This window comes from Mycobacterium sp. NGS22 (genome assembly GCF_059813095.1).
In genome coordinates this window covers 1-15,300 of the sequence record NZ_JCALDY010000054.1, presented here as the reverse complement: position 1 = coordinate 15,300, position 15,300 = coordinate 1, and the positions used below count along the sequence as shown (strand labels likewise).

Here is a 15,300-nt window from a genome sequence, read left to right as displayed (position 1 = left end):
AACGCGAGCGCAGTCTCGATGGTTGCGGCGACCACGGCGCTAGACGCAATGATCGCCAGCGTCGGGCACCACGCGCCGGTAGAGACAGCCGCGATCCTGCGAGCACACGAGGCGCTGATGCGAAACGACCCGCTAGTGGGACCGGAAGCAGGTCGGATAAGAACCGTCCAAAACTGGATCGGCGGAAGCGATTACTCGCCCCGAGACGCGCTCTACGTTCCACCCCCGCCCGACATGGTTCAGACGTACCTGGAAGACCTCGTGATGTTCGCGAACAGGACCGACATGCCCGTCCTGATTCAGGCGGCAATAGCGCATGCACAGTTCGAATCAATCCACCCCTTCACCGATGGAAACGGCCGCATCGGCCGGGCACTCGTCAACACCATCCTTCGGAGAAGAGGAGCGACGACACGTCTGGTCGTCCCACTGGCATCGGCGCTCGTAGCTTACCGCGATCGCTACTTCGAGGCGCTCAACACCTACCGCGCCGGTGACCTACGCCCACTGATAACCACCTTCGTCAACGCGGCAAAGATTGCGGCGGCCGAATCACGCACGACTGCACAACGTTTGGCGGAGATGCCTGCAGATTGGCAAAACATGGTCGGAGCCGTCAGGCGCAACAGTGCCACTGCCAAACTGCTGCTGTTACTGCCATCGAACCCGATCATTTCGTCCAACGATGTCGCATCGCTGATCGACGCACCTCGGAGCAGCGTGTTCGCCGCAATCGATCGACTGCACGCCGCCGGCGTCCTGCGCGCTCTAACTGACCGCAAGCGCGACCAGGTGTGGGGCGCAAGTCGCGTGCTCGACGAACTAGACGACCTTGGACGCAGAATAGAGCGAGCCAGCACATAGCCGAGATCTATCCGGCGCTCGTTGAATCAGGTTGTGAGAGAAAGTGCTTGGTATCTCCGCCACGAACTATGATCACGGAATCGCCTGCGAGATAAGGTGATTCTCTGTGCCCTTCCCTGCGTAATTCCGTATCGTATTGCGGTTCAAGGTTAAAGGCGGTGTTTATAGCTCCCTCTACCTTCGATGCTCAGTGGTGGCGCAAAATCCCGAACCCCTCGCAGCATCCCTGCGTGTAGTCCGTCGTGCTGGCGGGCATCGGCTTGTTGAGGCCGTTCTGGTATTGGGAGAGGAACAACCGGCACCAATCGTTCACCACGTAGTCGGGCAACCCGGACTGCGGCCCCGACTGCTGAACGTAGTTCTTGCGCGCCCAATTCGCGCCATCGTTGTAGCCCTGCTGATAGGACGCGCTCTGACTGGGAGATCGGCTCGAAGACCCACCGCACGCCGAAACCACTACCATTGCCGCGCTCGCCGCCGTGCACAGCAGGAGCGTGAGATGCGCGGTGACCGCGTCGTCTTGACCAATTCATTCGCCCCCTTTCTCGTCATGAAAGCCGCCAGAGCGCGCAGAACTGCCTACGAGACCACTTGCACCGCTGGAACAACTCCCTCTGCACATCGCCTCGCCGCGACCCATCGCCTCACGTGTCATCTCGGAAACATCACAGGTGCTGCGCCCGGAGCCACGTCTCGGGCTAATGCGGTCTTTTGAACGGCAGGTTGCCGTACTGCGGACAATAATGCGTGACCGAGGTCGCAACAAACTTCGCAGCGACGCCTGACTTAAAGCCCATCTGGGAGACGAAAGCATCCGCGAGGTCGTCCGGATTACCTCCGGAAGCAAGACTTTTGCAGACCTCGTGCGCATTGCTGATGAGATCAGCGGCAGCCCCACTCACGCCGATGCTACGGGCCTGCTGTACAAAATCGTCGTCGTTGCTATCGGCATGGGCGACACCAATCGATACCAATGCCAGCGGCACTACCAAAACCGAAGCCCAGGTCTTCTTCTTCATCCTGTGCTCCTTTTGGCTTCGCCCGGAACCAAACCCGCTCCACGATGTCCGTCATGCGGCTGCTGGTCTTTTGAGTTGCCCCGTTGCTCGGGGTATACCCGGCATTGAGTTCGATCCAAACGACCAACGGGTGCGTCGATTGCCGCGACATACGCAATTCAGTCGGTTCGCCATTGCCAGAATCGTTCGACATCACCTTCGGTCCTGAGGTAGCCAAAGATCCAGTTCTGGTCTTGCTCGTACCCGAAATCCGTTGGCAGTCGGTTGAAGAAGTCGATCCCGGTCAGTCGTTGGACATCGATGTGCAGTCCAATGTAGAGGCCGTTCGAACCGCTGTTGTAGAACCATCTGATGGTCACGGGGGTCGCACCGCCCCTGAAGAAGTTGATGTTCCGGATGTCAATGCGTACCTGGGTGGTTTCCTCGAACCCTCCACTGCGGTGATAGCCCGCCATGAATCGTTCTAGGAGCTCACCGAACCCTGCACCGTAGGCAGCCTCGATAACGTCTGAGACAGAAGCGTGCGTCCCAAGCCGGGCCTTCCGGCGTATCGTGACGAACTTCTTCTTGACCTCCAACCATGAATAGAATTGCGTCAGAACAGGATCTGTCCCGAACCCAGTCCCTTCGAATGCGGCGATCATGTCGGTGACGGAGATCGCCTTGAGCCGTGCAGCGAAATCACCGTCGTAACCCTGTGCATGAATCATCAGCTGTTCTGCGGTCCACTCCTCATAGCCAAAGTAGGCCGGGTAAACAACTGCCGCGTAGCCGGGAAGCTGCGTCATAATGCTCGCGAACTGATCGTCGTATCCCTTGATCTGCCGGATCAAGTCCTCCGGCTTGGTCTCATCCACCTTGTTCTCAATGAACAGAATCGACGGGCATTGGCCGCCGACTCGCACGTAGATATCCAGCCTCCCTTTGAGACGAGGAATGTCGACGACCCCTGTGTTGATCCGTTTGAAAGACCGCTCAGTGTGTAGCTCCGCGACGTCACCTGGGGCAGGTACAGGGATGCGCATCTGCGCCAGCAGGTTCTTGGCGATCCCATACCGCGGTTGCTCGTGGTCACCGCGCTGAAGGGAACTGAGAATCCACGCCCACATGGCCGAGTTGGTAAGTTCTTTCGGCGCGTGCGAGAACAGGTTATCCACGTACGAAATCCTGACATCATCTGAACTGACGTGCGGGGTTTGACTGCGATACGTCCTCGCTGAGGGCCTGCGATACGGACAGCCGGGCTTACGCGCCCGTCAGATCTTCACCTTGTTGAGCATGGCGTTCGCAATCGGCGCAGCGGTGGGCGAGGCCCATGCCGGGTTGACCGGCTCCTGCCAGTTGAAGTTCGTGATCGACGGCTCGTGGCATGTGCGGGCTTCTACGACGACATTTGCGCGGATCCCCAGCGCTTGCTGGCAGGCGTGCAATCCGTTCAAACCGCCCCACGACGCCATCCGGATGGTGATCAAATCGCCTTCGCTTTCTACATCGCCCAACTTGAAACCGCGACCGTTCTCAAAGCCGAGGGTGACGTCTACCTCGCTGCCGCTGCACGAGTTCCATTGATTTGTAGCGGATTTAACCATCTGCTGCGCCTGTTCAGATGAGCCAAATACCGCTGCTGCTTGCTCAACGTAGTAGGTTGACCCGCTACTACCGCCGCCATATTTGCTGCCGAATATCTGAACCTTGATCGCTTCAGGATCAGCAGCCGCGTAGGCGTCGCGCTCACCGGTGAAAGCCACCCCCACACATGACTGAGGCTTGACCTGTCCCGAATGATCCGACATGCCGTAGGACGAGGATTGGATGGCGAGAGCACCATCCCCACCACCGCTCGCGTTGCTGGTAACCCGCACTCCCAGCACATTGCTCAACTGTTCAGCAGTAAGCAGCACCTGATCAATCGCCTTCGGCGAGAAGGACGGCGGCGGGGGCGGTTGAAGTGACGTTGCAGGCGGTCGTGGCGGAATCGACGCGGTTGAAGTCAGGGCTCCTGGTGATCTCTCTGGGTTCGGGGTGACGTGCCGGTCCCAAGGTCGCCAAGTGAAGACGATCCCTGCGACGATGATCACCGCAGCGCACGCGGCGACTACGAACCATAGCTGCTTCCAACGCTTTCCGGGATCGACCGAGTCGGAGCGCGGAGGCGCATCTTCTACTGGGGAGTCTGCCCTGAGTGCTGATGCTGTGGGTGCCGAGGATGCTGACGCACCGACGGCGTTGATGTGTTCACTCAGGACGCGGGCGAAGTCGGAACAGCGGTCGTATCGATCTTCGGGCCGCTTCGCTAGGCCGATAGCCAATACCGGATCGAGGTTAGCCAGTTCGGGTCGCGTGAGTTTCAGCGCTGGCGGCCGGCTATTGATATGACGATTGCTCACCACAATTGGATTCGAATGGGGGAATAGGAAGGAACCGGTCAAGAGGTGGTAGGCGGTGGCGGCCAGTGCGTACTGGTCAGCTCGCCCGTCAATGTCCTCACCTAGTAACTGCTCAGGCGCGGAGTACGCTACGGTCCCTACAGCCATGTTCGTGGCGGTAAGTCCGCTGATTTCGTTGATATCGCGGGCTATCCCGAAGTCAGCCAATAAGATTCGCTGTTCGCTTTCGTCGTCGAGGTGGGTCAACATGATGTTGGATGGCTTGACGTCTCGGTGCAGAAGGCCTTGTTTATGCGCGTAGTCGAGGGCGCTGGCGACCGCCGTGACAATGCGAGCAACATCGTCAACTGGTATTCCTGACGGATACCGATTGGCCATGAGCTGGGCCGCGTCAAGGCCGTCAACAAAGTCCATCGAGATCCACAGCTGGCCGTCTTCCTCGCCACGGTCATGCACCCCGACGATATGAGGGTGCCAAAGGGTAGAAGCGAGATCGGCCTCGCGGTTGAAGCGCACCCTATAGTCGGGGTCGGCCGACCAGTCCCCGGGCAGGAGCTTAAGGGCGTCCCAGCGCGGAAGGCGTGGATGCTGCGCGAGGTATACCTCGCCCATTCCGCCGGACCCAAGCAACCGGATGATTTTGTATCCGGCAAATACCTCACCGCTGGCTAACGGCATGGGCGGATAGTACCCAGACTGGGCTGGTGATGCCGCCTCATTGCCACACATCGACCGCCGGGGCCAACGTGAAGGTGTTGCAGACGCTGATGGGACACGAAACGACCACCTTGACCCTGGACGCTTCGGCCACCGACGACCTGGGGCAGTATTGCGGATGCTTTCGACGCTGCGACGAAAACTACTGCGGACAGCCGCTCCCACCAGCAGTTTTGGCCGTGAACTTCGTCGGCACCCGCTGGTGTGCGGCGCGAGTTGTGACAGCCTCGTGACACCCGAAGTCATCGGCCGTGCGCGTAACCGGATCGAGAAATGTGGAGGTATCACAGCTGCGGTCACGGGAAGGCCGCTCTCGCTCATCCGGTACGCAGACGACCACCACCGAGCCCGCCTCGCAGTGTCGCGGTCCGGATGCGCGAGAAGCACAACTGCAGTCAGTATCCGTAACTCGCGAATGGGTTGAGGATCTGCCTGTGCCACAGCAGGTTTCGCTGACCCTTCGTCAGCCTGGCCACGTCGGCCACCTCATCCCAGTCGCGCTCGATGATGGTGACCTGCTCGTCGATGACGTCACGAGCCTCTGCTGCCGTCAGGCCGTACACCGGAGCGGCGGCCACGCACGCGGCGAATGAGCTGTCGCGCGTCCCGTCGCGGTCGAAGGCCATCGCCTGCGCCGAGGTCTCACCGGACCGGATCTGCGGGCACAGGTCGTAGGCGGGCGTCAATTCAAGTGCGTAGCCGTCCCAGAACGCGGCGTGGTTCCGAGCGTGATCATCGTTGTTGCCGACCGCCACGTTGAACACGAGCCGATCGAACAGCCGCCGGCCGACACCCGGGTCGGTCCCCATGCGGCGCAGCACGTCCAGCAGATCCGGGTAGGTGGCGTAGCGCCCCTCTATCTCGTCGAGCCCGAGCATGGTGAGTCCCGAAACAACGATGCGCCGACCGCCTCCCGGCGGCCTGTCGAACCGCTCAATGACAAGCACGTCGCGTCCGAGGGAGGATGTGACGAACGAACTGGTCGTGTCGATTCCAACACGCCGTGCGAACTCCAAGGCGAGCGCCTCCGCGCCGACCACTGGGTACGGATCTGAGGCCGCGGAGAACTTGGCGATGTGCGAGACGCCTCCGACGTCGATCAGCGCCTTGGGCCGGGCACCGCCGATCGAGGTGGCCCGCACCAATGCCGCGCCGAGATCATCGGAGAGATCGCGTCCCTCCTGCAGGGCATCGGCCGCGGCGTGCAGCTCGTCGAGAGTCGCCGAGGTGCCTCGCGACACGTACACCTCGGGGCTTTCCTGAAAGTCCAGTCCGCCGATCCGGTTCGATCCTGACTCCAGAAAGTAGGTGATCTGATCGAGGTCACCAGGGTCAGCATCTTTGCTTTTGGCACCGTATATGCGCTCGAGGATGACGCGCTGGCCCCAAGAGTCAGGGCCGGCGTCGCGCAGTACCGAAGCGATCACCATATTGAGCTGAGGTGCCTGCCACCCGGCGCGCAACGGGAGCTCCGGCGTGTACAGGCTGATTGCCTCGGGGCGCTCGAGGTAGCTGCGGCCGTAGCCGAACACGAACCGGTGGCCGTGACGTTGGTAATGCACCCGTCCGGCCACCACCGGGTCGGCGCGCCCGGGGAGCCACACCCACACGAATGCGTCGCGGGGCACGGAGGCGCTGCGATCAGAAGTTGAGCGCGTCACGGCCACCATCCACTGCGGTTGCTCGTGGCTGGTACTCGCGAGACGGGATCAGTGCGACGCGTTCCTCACCACGCCGACGCATCCGTGCGAGTTCGTCGTCATCGGCGCCCCACAGCGGAACGCCTAGGATCGTGGCCGCACTGAACACGCTGCCGATAGCCACGCCAGGGGCGCCGCGTTCCATAGCGGTGATGGTGCGCGGCCCTACACCGACACGCTCCCCGAGATTCTCGGCGGTCCAGTTCCGCTGGTGCCGCGCGAGGCGAATCTGAGATCCAAGGACCGCGAGAGCATCCATTGCGGCACGGTTCGGAGCAATCACTCGCCTTGCCATGGGATCACCCACCTTAAAATGACTATAGCTCTACTATAGTGTCATTTTATAGTTTCCTGGTTCCTGTAACCGGGGTCGCTCTATTGGAATGCACCGAGGCAGATCGCCGGTCTGCGTCGGTCGCGCGTCAACCTGACCGACAAGCCCATAGGTCAGGGAAAAGACACGATTCCTGCGCGCTCGGTGCGGATCGACGAAAACGCGTGGCCGTCGGTAGGCAGATCGAGTCCGGAACTCCTAAGTCCAGAGCTAGCCATCCCGCACCACGTTTGAACTGCACTTTCCAGTGCCCCCAGTCGGACTCGAACCGACACTTGGCGGATTTTAAGTCCGCTGCCTCTGCCAATTGGGCTATGGGGGCTCGGCGGCGAATCTAGCTTCCAGACCGCCGAGTCCGGACCATTCTGCCGCCATCAGACCCAACGTGCGCCACCGCGTCGTCTTGCGTATGATCGCGCGCCGCGCCCGGATAGGTGGGACATGGGCCACGAGGCCAGATGACAGGCCCGTATCAGCCGCCAGAGCCTTGTTAAAACAACGAACGCCAGCGTTAAGAAGCCGTAAACGTCCGTCACCCCACCCCTTTTCGCGGCAACTGTGGAGTCGTGAGCTGGCTAGCGTTACGCCAACGCACAGCAGCCGTTACGCAAACATTCAGGGTCGGTACCGGGGAGTTAAGGCCGGCCATGTTTCGAAAAACAAGGAGCAGAAGATGTCGTTCTTGACAGCGGTACCCGCGGAACTGGCGGCCGCAGCTGCCCAGTTGGGAGCCATCGGTAGCGCATTGGCGGCGCAGAACGCGGGTGCTGCCACGCCGACCACCGCCATCGCTCCGGCCGCCGCAGACCAGGTCTCCATCATTCAGTCCGGAATCTTCACCGCTTACGGCGCCCTCTATCAGCAGATCGCCGCCGAGGCTCAGGCGATCCAAGAGCAGTTCGTGCAGACTCTGGGACTCAGCAGCGGCACCTACGAGGCATCCGAGGACGCGAACGCGGCCGCGGCCGTCTTGGCCGACGGCGTGGGCTCCGCGGCGGCTGCCCCCGCGGCCTCTTCCCCGGCGACCAACGCCATCGACAACCTGGCCATCCTGCTCGGTGGCCCCGTCACCAGCTTCGGCGACCAGCCGTTCAGCCTGTCGGGCAACATGGCCAACGTCATGAACTACGAGATCGGCAACTTCGCCTCGGCCTCGTCGAACATGCTGGGTCTGACCAGCGGCGGCCTCTTCCCGGAGGGATTCGGTGCCCCCGCGGACATCGCCGCCGACGCCGCCATCGAGGGCGCGGCCATCGAAGGTGGCCTGACCGGCGCGGCCATGGGACCGGTCTCGGCCGGCGTCGGCACCTCCACGCTGGTCGGCTCGATGTCAGTGCCACCGAGCTGGGCCGCCGGGACCACCCTGGTGTCGAGTTCGACCACCGGCGCCCTGTCCGGGGCCGGTTGGACCACCGCCGCGCCGGCCACCACGGCGAACGGGTTCTACCCCGGGATGCCCGGCGTCGCGTCGGCCGCACGCAACAGCTCCGGATTCGGTGCGCCGCGCTACGGCGTCAAGCCCATCGTCATGCCGAAGCCGGTGAGCGTCTGAGCGCCGACGCGATCGATCCCCACGTAGCCACCTATCGGAATTAAGCCAACAGGAACGGGATAGCAATGTCTTTCGTCGGATTTCCCCCGGAAGTCAACTCCGGACTCATGTACGCCGGCGCCGGCGCCGGACCGCTGATGGCGGCCGCGACCGCCTGGAACAACCTGGCCGCCGAGCTGAGCGCCACTGCGGCCCAGTACGAGTCGATCATCACGTCGCTGACCACCGAACAGTGGACGGGCGGCGGATCGGCGGCAGCGGCGGCCGCAGCCCAGCCCTATGTGGCGTGGCTGGCCTCGACAGCCGCGGCCGCCGAACAGGCGGGCATCCAGGCCACGGCATCGGCCGCCGCCTACGAAGCGGCCTTCACAGCCACGGTGCCCCCGGCGGTGATCGCGGCCAACCGAGCGCTGCTGGCCGCCCTCGTCGCGACGAACTTCCTGGGCATCAACACCCCTGCCATCATGGCCACCGAGGCCCAGTACCTGGAGATGTGGGTTCAGGACGTCATCGCGATGACGACCTACCAGGCCAGCGCGGCGGTCGCCGGGATTCTCGACCCGATGACCCCGTTGGCACCGGAAACCAACCCCGGTGGTGCCGGGGCCCAAGCCGCGGCCGTCGCCGCCGCCCAGGCGGTGGGACCCGCCGCTTCCCTCGGTGACGTCGTCACGGGCCTGCAGAGCGAGCTGGGTAACCTCGCGCTCGGCACGTCGTCCATCGGTACCGGACTGTTCAACGCGCTCCCGGTCCCCGTCCAGGAATTGCTGACCTCGCTGGACGGCCTGCTGGGTACCCCGCTGATCTTCAACGGCATCCAGCAGATCGGTGTCACGGCATCGTGGTTCATGTTCGCCGCCATCCCCAACGGCATCTTCGCCGCCCACACCATCGACGCCAACATCGCTGCCGCGGCGGCCGAGGCCGTGGAAGCCACCGCAGCCCCCGCTGCCGCGGCGGCCGCCGGACTGACCGGCGCTGCTGAAGCGGCCGGAGGCGCAGCCATGGGCGAGGCAGCTCTGGTCGGCAGCCTGTCGGTGCCTGCCAGCTGGGCGGGTGCGGCTCCGCTGGCGGAAACAGCCGGGACCGCGCTCGCGGGCAGCGGCTGGACGGTCGCCGAGGAAGCCGCTGCGCCGGGAATGATGGCCGGAATGCCCGGCATGGCCGCGGCCGCCAAGGGCGCCGGTGCCGCCGCCGGCCCGCGCTACGGCGTCCGGCCGATCGTCATGCCCAAACAGGTGGTCGTGTAGCGGTTCGGCGGCTGCCAGGTCGCCCATCAGGTCCGCAACCAACAGCGTGGCCGCGCACCGAAAAGGTGTGCGGCCACGCTGCTTTGCCCGGTTTGGTTGACGAGATCGTAAGTTTGCCCGACCCCGGATGCACCCACGGCTCCCGGCGACGGCACGGCAAAAAGGCGGGGCCATCGGCAGCCTCGGCGCGGGCTCTGCCGCCCGTCGACGCGCAACGCGCCGCCAGCCCGTCGGCAACCGTCCCCGCACCGTATTCGACGCATTCGCCACCGGTTTTGGGACCGCACCCGTTCACTATCACCGACCCGTCGGACACCGTCCATCCCGCTTGGTCCCGGTAGTCAACACCCTTGTATCACAGCATTTTTGATCTAGCTGCAACGCCACGCACCCGGCACCGATGCACGTCCGACTCATAGGCAGAAGACCGTCCGTCGGCAATTGCTGGCATCATGACATTTGAGAAGTCTATGAAGACAGTGACAACAACATATGTGGTTGAAAGAATGCTCCAATATGACAGCGATGACGGGATACGGGCGCGGGCAGCGTCCGCGCCAGGCGATTCTTGGGCAGCTGCCGCGGATTAACCGGGCTGACGGTTCACCCATCCGAGTGTTGCTGGTAGACGACGAACCGGCCCTGACCAACCTGGTCAAGATGGCGCTGCACTACGAGGGCTGGGACGTCGAGATCGCGCACAACGGGCGCGAGGCGATCGCCAAGTTCGACAAAATCAGCCCCGATGTGCTGGTCCTCGACATCATGCTGCCCGACGTGGACGGCCTGCAGATTCTGCAGCGGGTGCGGGAATCAGACTCCTACACACCCACGCTGTTCCTCACCGCCCGTGACTCGGTGATGGATCGGGTGACGGGCCTGACCGCCGGCGCCGACGACTACATGACCAAGCCGTTCAGCCTGGAGGAGCTGGTCGCCCGACTGCGTGGGTTGCTGCGCCGCTCCAGCCATCTGGCGCCGCCCGCCGACGAATCACTCAAGGTCGGCGACCTCAAATTGGACGCGGCCAGCCGGGAGGTGACCCGGGGCGGCACCCCGATGTCGCTGTCTTCGACCGAGTTCGAACTGCTCCGCTTCCTGATGCGCAATCCGCGGCGCGCTCTGAGCCGCACCGAGATCCTCGACCGGGTGTGGAACTACGACTTCGCCGGCCGCACCAGCATCGTCGACCTGTACATTTCCTACTTGAGGAAGAAGATCGACGCAGACAGAGAGCCGATGATCCACACCGTGCGTGGAATTGGATACATGCTCCGACCCCCCGAATGAGTTCGGCATGACGGGGGATCGCTACACCCCGCGGTTCTTCCCCCGTTCCCTTCGCCGCCAGCTGTTGCTCGGCGTCTTGAGCGTCGTGACGGTGGTGCTGGTGGCCGTCGGCGCGGTCTCGGTGCTGACCCTGCGCGGTTATGTCACCGCGATGAACGACGCCGAAGTCGCCGAATCCATGCATGCCCTCACCCATGCGTACGCCAGGTACCGCAACGGGGAACACACGTCGGTACACACCGGCATACCGCCGGTGTCGCAGGCGCTGCTCGAATTCACCGGACAAACCCCGGGGAACATGATCGCGGTGCTGCGCGACGGAAAAGTCATCGGTTCCGCCGTCTTCTCCGAGGACGAGCCACGGCCGGCGCCACCCGACGTCATCCAGGCGATCGAATCGCAGTCCTGGTCCGACGGCGCGTCCCGAATCGAGACGCTGGGCAGCCTCGGACCCCATCAGGTCGACAGCCGCACCGCCGGCGCCGACCGCCTGGTGGTCGGGGTTTCACTGAGCATCGCCGACCACATCATCGCCCGTAAGCAGCTCACCACCACCGCGCTGGTCGCGACCGCGATTCTGATCACCGCCGCGCTGACGGCGTGGGTGGTGGGCTACGCACTTCGCCCGTTGAGCCGGGTCGCTGCCACCGCCGCCGAGGTGGCCGCGATGCCCCTCGCGCACGATGACCACCAGATCCGGGTGCGGGTGCGACCCGAGGACACCGACCCGGACAACGAGGTGGGAATCGTCGGGCACACCCTGAACAAGTTGCTGGACAACGTCGACAGCGCGCTGGCGCATCGCGTCGAATCCGATTTGCGCATGCGGCAATTCATCACCGACGCCAGCCACGAGTTGCGCACACCGCTGGCGGCCATTCAGGGTTACGCCGAACTCACCCGGCAAGACAGTTCGGCCCTGCCGCCGACCACCGAATACGCGCTGGCGCGCATCGAGTCCGAGGCGCGCCGCATGGCGTCACTGGTCGATGAACTGCTGCTGCTGTCCCGACTGGGCGAAGGCCAGGACCTGCAAACCGAGGAACTCGACTTCGCCGACCTGGTGATCAACGCGGTGAACGACGTTGCCGTGGCCGCACCCACGCACCGGTGGGCCAAGGACCTGCCCGAAGAACCGGTGTGGGTCAACGGGGACCGTGCCCGGCTGCACCAGCTGCTCAGCAATCTGCTGACCAACGCGTGGGTGCACACTCCCCCCGATGTCACCGTCACGACGGGGATCACCTGTCACCACACCAGCACCGAAGGCATCGCCGGACCCTACGTGGAACTGACGGTTACCGACGACGGGCCCGACATCGACCCCGACGTTCTGCCCCACCTGTTCGAGCGCTTCGTTCGCGCCGACAAGTCGCGCTCCAACGGATCCGGCCACGGTCTGGGCCTGGCCATCGTCAACTCGATCGTCAAGGCACACGAAGGCACGGTGTCGGCCGAATCCGCCAATGGACTGACGGTGTTTCGGGTGCGGCTACCGATGATCGACCCCGCCTCCGTCGCCTAGCCCCTCCCCGCGAGCAGACGCAAAAGCCCCCAGAAAGGGCCCTTTCTGGGGGCTTTTGCGTCTGCTCGCGCCAGGTAAGGTGACCCGCGTAAAGAGCGTGGGGGCAAGCGTAAAGAAACCGTCAAGGCGGCAGCTGCCCGACCTTCGCCACGCCTAGCGTTCCAGCTGGCCCTCACACCGGGGGATCGACTGGCGCGGAAGTGGAGACGGAAATGTCGGTGGTGGCCTACCTCGCGCTGACCGCGGCGATCTTCGCCGCGCTCAACGCATTGCTGAGGCTGGATTCATGAACATCGCGAACACGGTAGGTCTGGTCCTGGCCGTCTTCGTCGCGCTGTTACTCGCCGCGGCGCTGCTCTATCCCGAGAAGTTCTGATGAGCCAGACCGCAGCCGGGGTGCTGTTCCTGGCCTCGCTCGTCGTCGCGCTCGCCGCGGTGCACGTGCCGTTAGGCGACTACATGTTTCGCGTCTACAGCTCGGAAAAGCATTCGCGCCTCGAGCGTTTCGTCTATCGCATGATCGGCGCTGACCCCTCGGCCGAACAGACCTGGAAGACCTATGCGCGCAGCGTGCTGGCGTTCTCCGCGGTCAGCATCGTCTTCTTGTTCGCCCTGCAGCTGGTGCAGAACAAGCTGCCGCTGCACCTGTCCGACCCGGCAACCCCGATGACACCGGCCCTGGCCTGGAACACAGCGGTCAGTTTCGTCACGAATACCAACTGGCAGGCCTATTCCGGCGAATCGACGCAGGGCCATCTGGTGCAGATGGCTGGTCTGGCGGTCCAGAACTTCGTGTCCGCGGCGGTCGGCATGGCCGTGGCCGTCGCACTCGTGCGCGGATTCGCCCGCCGCCACACCGACGAACTCGGCAACTTCTGGGTCGACCTGACCCGCGGCACACTGCGAATCCTGTTGCCGCTCAGTGTCATCGGCGCGATCGTCCTGGTCGCCGGCGGCGTCGTGCAGAACTTCCACCTGCACGACCAGGTCGCCACCACACTGGCCGGAACCCCGCAGACCATCCCCGGCGGGCCGGTTGCCAGCCAGGAGGTGATCAAGTTGCTCGGCACCAACGGCGGCGGCTTCTACAACGCCAATTCCGCTCACCCGTTCGAGAATCCGACGGCCTGGACAAACTGGGTCGAGATCTTCCTGCTGATGGTCATCGCATTTTCGCTGCCGCGCACCTTCGGCCGGATGGTGGGCAGCAAGAAACAGGGCTACGCGATCGCCGCGGTCGTGGCGTCGATGGCAACGCTGAGCGTCACAGCGATGATGCTGTTCCAACTGCAGCACCACGGCACCGTCCCGACGGCGGCCGGTGCGGCCAGCGAAGGCGTCGAACAACGCTTCGGGATAGCCGACTCGGCGATCTTCGCCGACGCCACCACCCTGACGTCCACCGGCGCGGTGGACTCGACCCACGACTCGTACACCAGCCTGGGTGGCCTGATGACGATGTTCAACATGCAACTGGGCGAGGTGGCGCCCGGCGGCACCGGCTCGGGTTTGTACGGCATCCTCATCCTGGCCGTCCTCACGGTGTTCGTCGCCGGGCTGATGGTGGGTCGCACCCCGGAATACCTGGGCAAGAAGGTCACGCCACGCGAAATGAAGCTGGCGGCAAGCTATTTCCTGGTCACTCCCCTGATAGTGCTGATCGGCACCGCCGTCGCGATGGCGCTGCCCGGTCAACGCGCCGGAATGGCCAACTCCGGCCCGCACGGCTTGTCAGAGGTGTTGTATGCGTTCACCTCCGCGGCCAACAACAACGGTTCGGCCTTCGCGGGTCTATCGGCCAACACCGCCTGGTACAACACCGCTTTGGGCCTGGCGATGCTGCTGGGCCGGTTCCTGCCGATCATTCTGGTGCTAGCGCTGGCGGGTTCCCTTGCCCGGCAAGCCGTTACGCCCGAGTCCAGCGGCACGCTGCCCACCCACCGGCCGCAGTTCGTCGGGTTGGTGATCGGGGTGACCGTCATCCTGGTTGCCCTCACCTTCCTGCCCGCGCTGGCGCTCGGGCCGCTCGCCGAAGGGATCCACTGAAAAAGTGACGCTCACAATGGATTCGGTAACACATCGCCCCCCGGCCCAGAAAATGCAGGGCGGAATGCTCGATCCCGCCCTGCTGGTGAAGTCGTTGCCCGACGCACTACGCAAGCTCGATCCGCGTACCCTGTGGCGCAACCCGGTGATGTTCATCGTCGAGGTCGGCGCGGTCTGGTCGACGGTGCTGGCGTTCGGTGAGAACACCTGGTTCAGCTGGATCACCGTCTTCTGGCTGTGGCTGACCGTGGTGTTCGCCAACCTGGCCGAGGCGGTGGCCGAGGGTCGCGGCAAGGCCCAGGCCGATTCGCTGCGAAAGTCCAAGGCCGACACCATCGCCCATCGACTGAGCGACTGGTCGCCGGGCAGTTCCGGAACCCCCGAAGAGGTCGCCGCGCCGTTGCTGCGACAAGGTGACATCGTGGTGATCACCGCGGGTCAGGTGATACCCGGTGACGGTGACGTGCTGGAAGGCATTGCCTCGGTGGACGAATCGGCCATCACCGGCGAATCCGCCCCGGTGATCCGGGAATCGGGCGGCGACCGGTCCGCGGTCACCGGCGGCACCACCGTGCTCTCGGACCGCATCGTCGTCAAGATCACCCAGAAACCCGGC

Annotated in this window: 14 protein-coding genes and 1 tRNA gene; 8 read left to right on the top strand and 7 right to left on the bottom strand. The window is 63.8% G+C overall.

Annotated elements, in window-relative coordinates; genetic code table 11:
- Positions 1-864 (top strand): Fic family protein (locus AC5Y47_RS25405; protein WP_499947017.1); only part of this gene is annotated, 864 nt, incomplete at its 5' end.
- Positions 865-1,051: 187 nt separating this feature from the next.
- On the opposite strand, the gene AC5Y47_RS25400 is transcribed toward AC5Y47_RS25405, so the two are convergent.
- From AC5Y47_RS25400 to AC5Y47_RS25370, 7 genes are all read right to left on the bottom strand, one after another.
- On the bottom strand, positions 1,052-1,327 hold the full coding sequence (locus AC5Y47_RS25400) for a hypothetical protein (RefSeq protein WP_499947016.1): 276 nt from the start codon (positions 1,325-1,327) through the stop codon (positions 1,052-1,054).
- A 235-nt stretch (positions 1,328-1,562) separates the two neighbouring features.
- The gene (locus AC5Y47_RS25395) at positions 1,563-1,883 is read right to left on the bottom strand and encodes a DUF732 domain-containing protein (protein ID WP_499947015.1); all 321 of its coding nucleotides are present in this window, start codon (positions 1,881-1,883) and stop codon (positions 1,563-1,565) included.
- A gap of 158 nt (positions 1,884-2,041) precedes the next feature.
- The gene (locus AC5Y47_RS25390; protein ID WP_499947014.1) at positions 2,042-3,040 is read right to left on the bottom strand and encodes a hypothetical protein; all 999 of its coding nucleotides are present in this window, start codon (positions 3,038-3,040) and stop codon (positions 2,042-2,044) included.
- Positions 3,041-3,139: 99 nt separating this feature from the next.
- Complete coding sequence (locus AC5Y47_RS25385) at positions 3,140-4,948, bottom strand: serine/threonine-protein kinase PknH/PknJ (RefSeq protein WP_499947013.1); 1,809 nt, start codon at positions 4,946-4,948, stop codon at positions 3,140-3,142.
- Between the two features lie 434 nt (positions 4,949-5,382).
- Positions 5,383-6,615, bottom strand: a complete 1,233-nt coding sequence (locus AC5Y47_RS25380) for a type II toxin-antitoxin system HipA family toxin (protein ID WP_499947012.1) — start codon at positions 6,613-6,615, stop codon at positions 5,383-5,385.
- 13 nt (positions 6,616-6,628) lie between these two features.
- Positions 6,629-6,946: a helix-turn-helix domain-containing protein gene (locus tag AC5Y47_RS25375; RefSeq protein ID WP_499947011.1), complete on the bottom strand. Its 318-nt coding sequence runs from the start codon at positions 6,944-6,946 to the stop codon at positions 6,629-6,631.
- Between the two features lie 323 nt (positions 6,947-7,269).
- Positions 7,270-7,343 (bottom strand) — tRNA-Leu (locus AC5Y47_RS25370).
- Positions 7,344-7,694: 351 nt separating this feature from the next.
- Between AC5Y47_RS25370 and AC5Y47_RS25365 the strand changes: the two genes are divergently transcribed.
- The 7 genes from AC5Y47_RS25365 to AC5Y47_RS25335 form a co-directional block, all read left to right on the top strand.
- A complete protein-coding gene (locus tag AC5Y47_RS25365; RefSeq protein WP_499947010.1) occupies positions 7,695-8,573 on the top strand; it encodes a PPE family protein, SVP subgroup in 879 nt (292 codons plus the stop codon).
- A 65-nt stretch (positions 8,574-8,638) separates the two neighbouring features.
- Positions 8,639-9,823 carry a PPE family protein, SVP subgroup gene (locus AC5Y47_RS25360; RefSeq protein WP_499947009.1) on the top strand — a complete coding sequence of 395 codons (1,185 nt, stop codon included), beginning with the start codon at positions 8,639-8,641 and terminating at the stop codon, positions 9,821-9,823.
- Between the two features lie 516 nt (positions 9,824-10,339).
- On the top strand, positions 10,340-11,113 hold the full coding sequence (locus AC5Y47_RS25355; RefSeq protein WP_499947008.1) for a response regulator transcription factor: 774 nt from the start codon (positions 10,340-10,342) through the stop codon (positions 11,111-11,113).
- A gap of 7 nt (positions 11,114-11,120) precedes the next feature.
- Positions 11,121-12,638 (top strand): sensor histidine kinase, encoded by a 1,518-nt coding sequence (locus tag AC5Y47_RS25350; RefSeq protein WP_499947007.1) that lies wholly within the window; start codon positions 11,121-11,123, stop codon positions 12,636-12,638.
- Positions 12,639-12,924: 286 nt separating this feature from the next.
- The gene (locus AC5Y47_RS25345; RefSeq protein WP_499947005.1) at positions 12,925-13,014 is read left to right on the top strand and encodes a potassium-transporting ATPase subunit F; all 90 of its coding nucleotides are present in this window, start codon (positions 12,925-12,927) and stop codon (positions 13,012-13,014) included.
- Positions 13,014-14,684, top strand: coding sequence for a potassium-transporting ATPase subunit KdpA (kdpA, locus tag AC5Y47_RS25340; RefSeq protein ID WP_499947004.1), 1,671 nt, complete (start codon positions 13,014-13,016; stop codon positions 14,682-14,684). The genes AC5Y47_RS25345 and kdpA overlap by 1 nt, the downstream gene beginning before the upstream one ends.
- Positions 14,685-14,700: 16 nt before the next feature.
- Positions 14,701-15,300 (top strand): P-type ATPase actuator domain-containing protein (locus AC5Y47_RS25335; RefSeq protein ID WP_499947018.1); only part of this gene is annotated, 600 nt, incomplete at its 3' end.

Coding starts and splice junctions, on each gene's coding strand:
- AC5Y47_RS25395 (WP_499947015.1), bottom strand. CDS start 1,883: ATGAAGAAGAAGACCTGGGCTTCGGTTTTGGTAGTGCCGCTGGCATTG.
- AC5Y47_RS25355 (WP_499947008.1), top strand. CDS start 10,340: ATGACAGCGATGACGGGATACGGGCGCGGGCAGCGTCCGCGCCAGGCG.
- kdpA (WP_499947004.1), top strand. CDS start 13,014: ATGAGCCAGACCGCAGCCGGGGTGCTGTTCCTGGCCTCGCTCGTCGTC.
- AC5Y47_RS25375 (WP_499947011.1), bottom strand. CDS start 6,946: ATGGATGCTCTCGCGGTCCTTGGATCTCAGATTCGCCTCGCGCGGCAC.
- AC5Y47_RS25350 (WP_499947007.1), top strand. CDS start 11,121: ATGACGGGGGATCGCTACACCCCGCGGTTCTTCCCCCGTTCCCTTCGC.
- AC5Y47_RS25360 (WP_499947009.1), top strand. CDS start 8,639: ATGTCTTTCGTCGGATTTCCCCCGGAAGTCAACTCCGGACTCATGTAC.
- AC5Y47_RS25385 (WP_499947013.1), bottom strand. CDS start 4,948: ATGCCGTTAGCCAGCGGTGAGGTATTTGCCGGATACAAAATCATCCGG.
- AC5Y47_RS25400 (WP_499947016.1), bottom strand. CDS start 1,327: ATGGTAGTGGTTTCGGCGTGCGGTGGGTCTTCGAGCCGATCTCCCAGT.
- AC5Y47_RS25345 (WP_499947005.1), top strand. CDS start 12,925: ATGAACATCGCGAACACGGTAGGTCTGGTCCTGGCCGTCTTCGTCGCG.
- AC5Y47_RS25365 (WP_499947010.1), top strand. CDS start 7,695: ATGTCGTTCTTGACAGCGGTACCCGCGGAACTGGCGGCCGCAGCTGCC.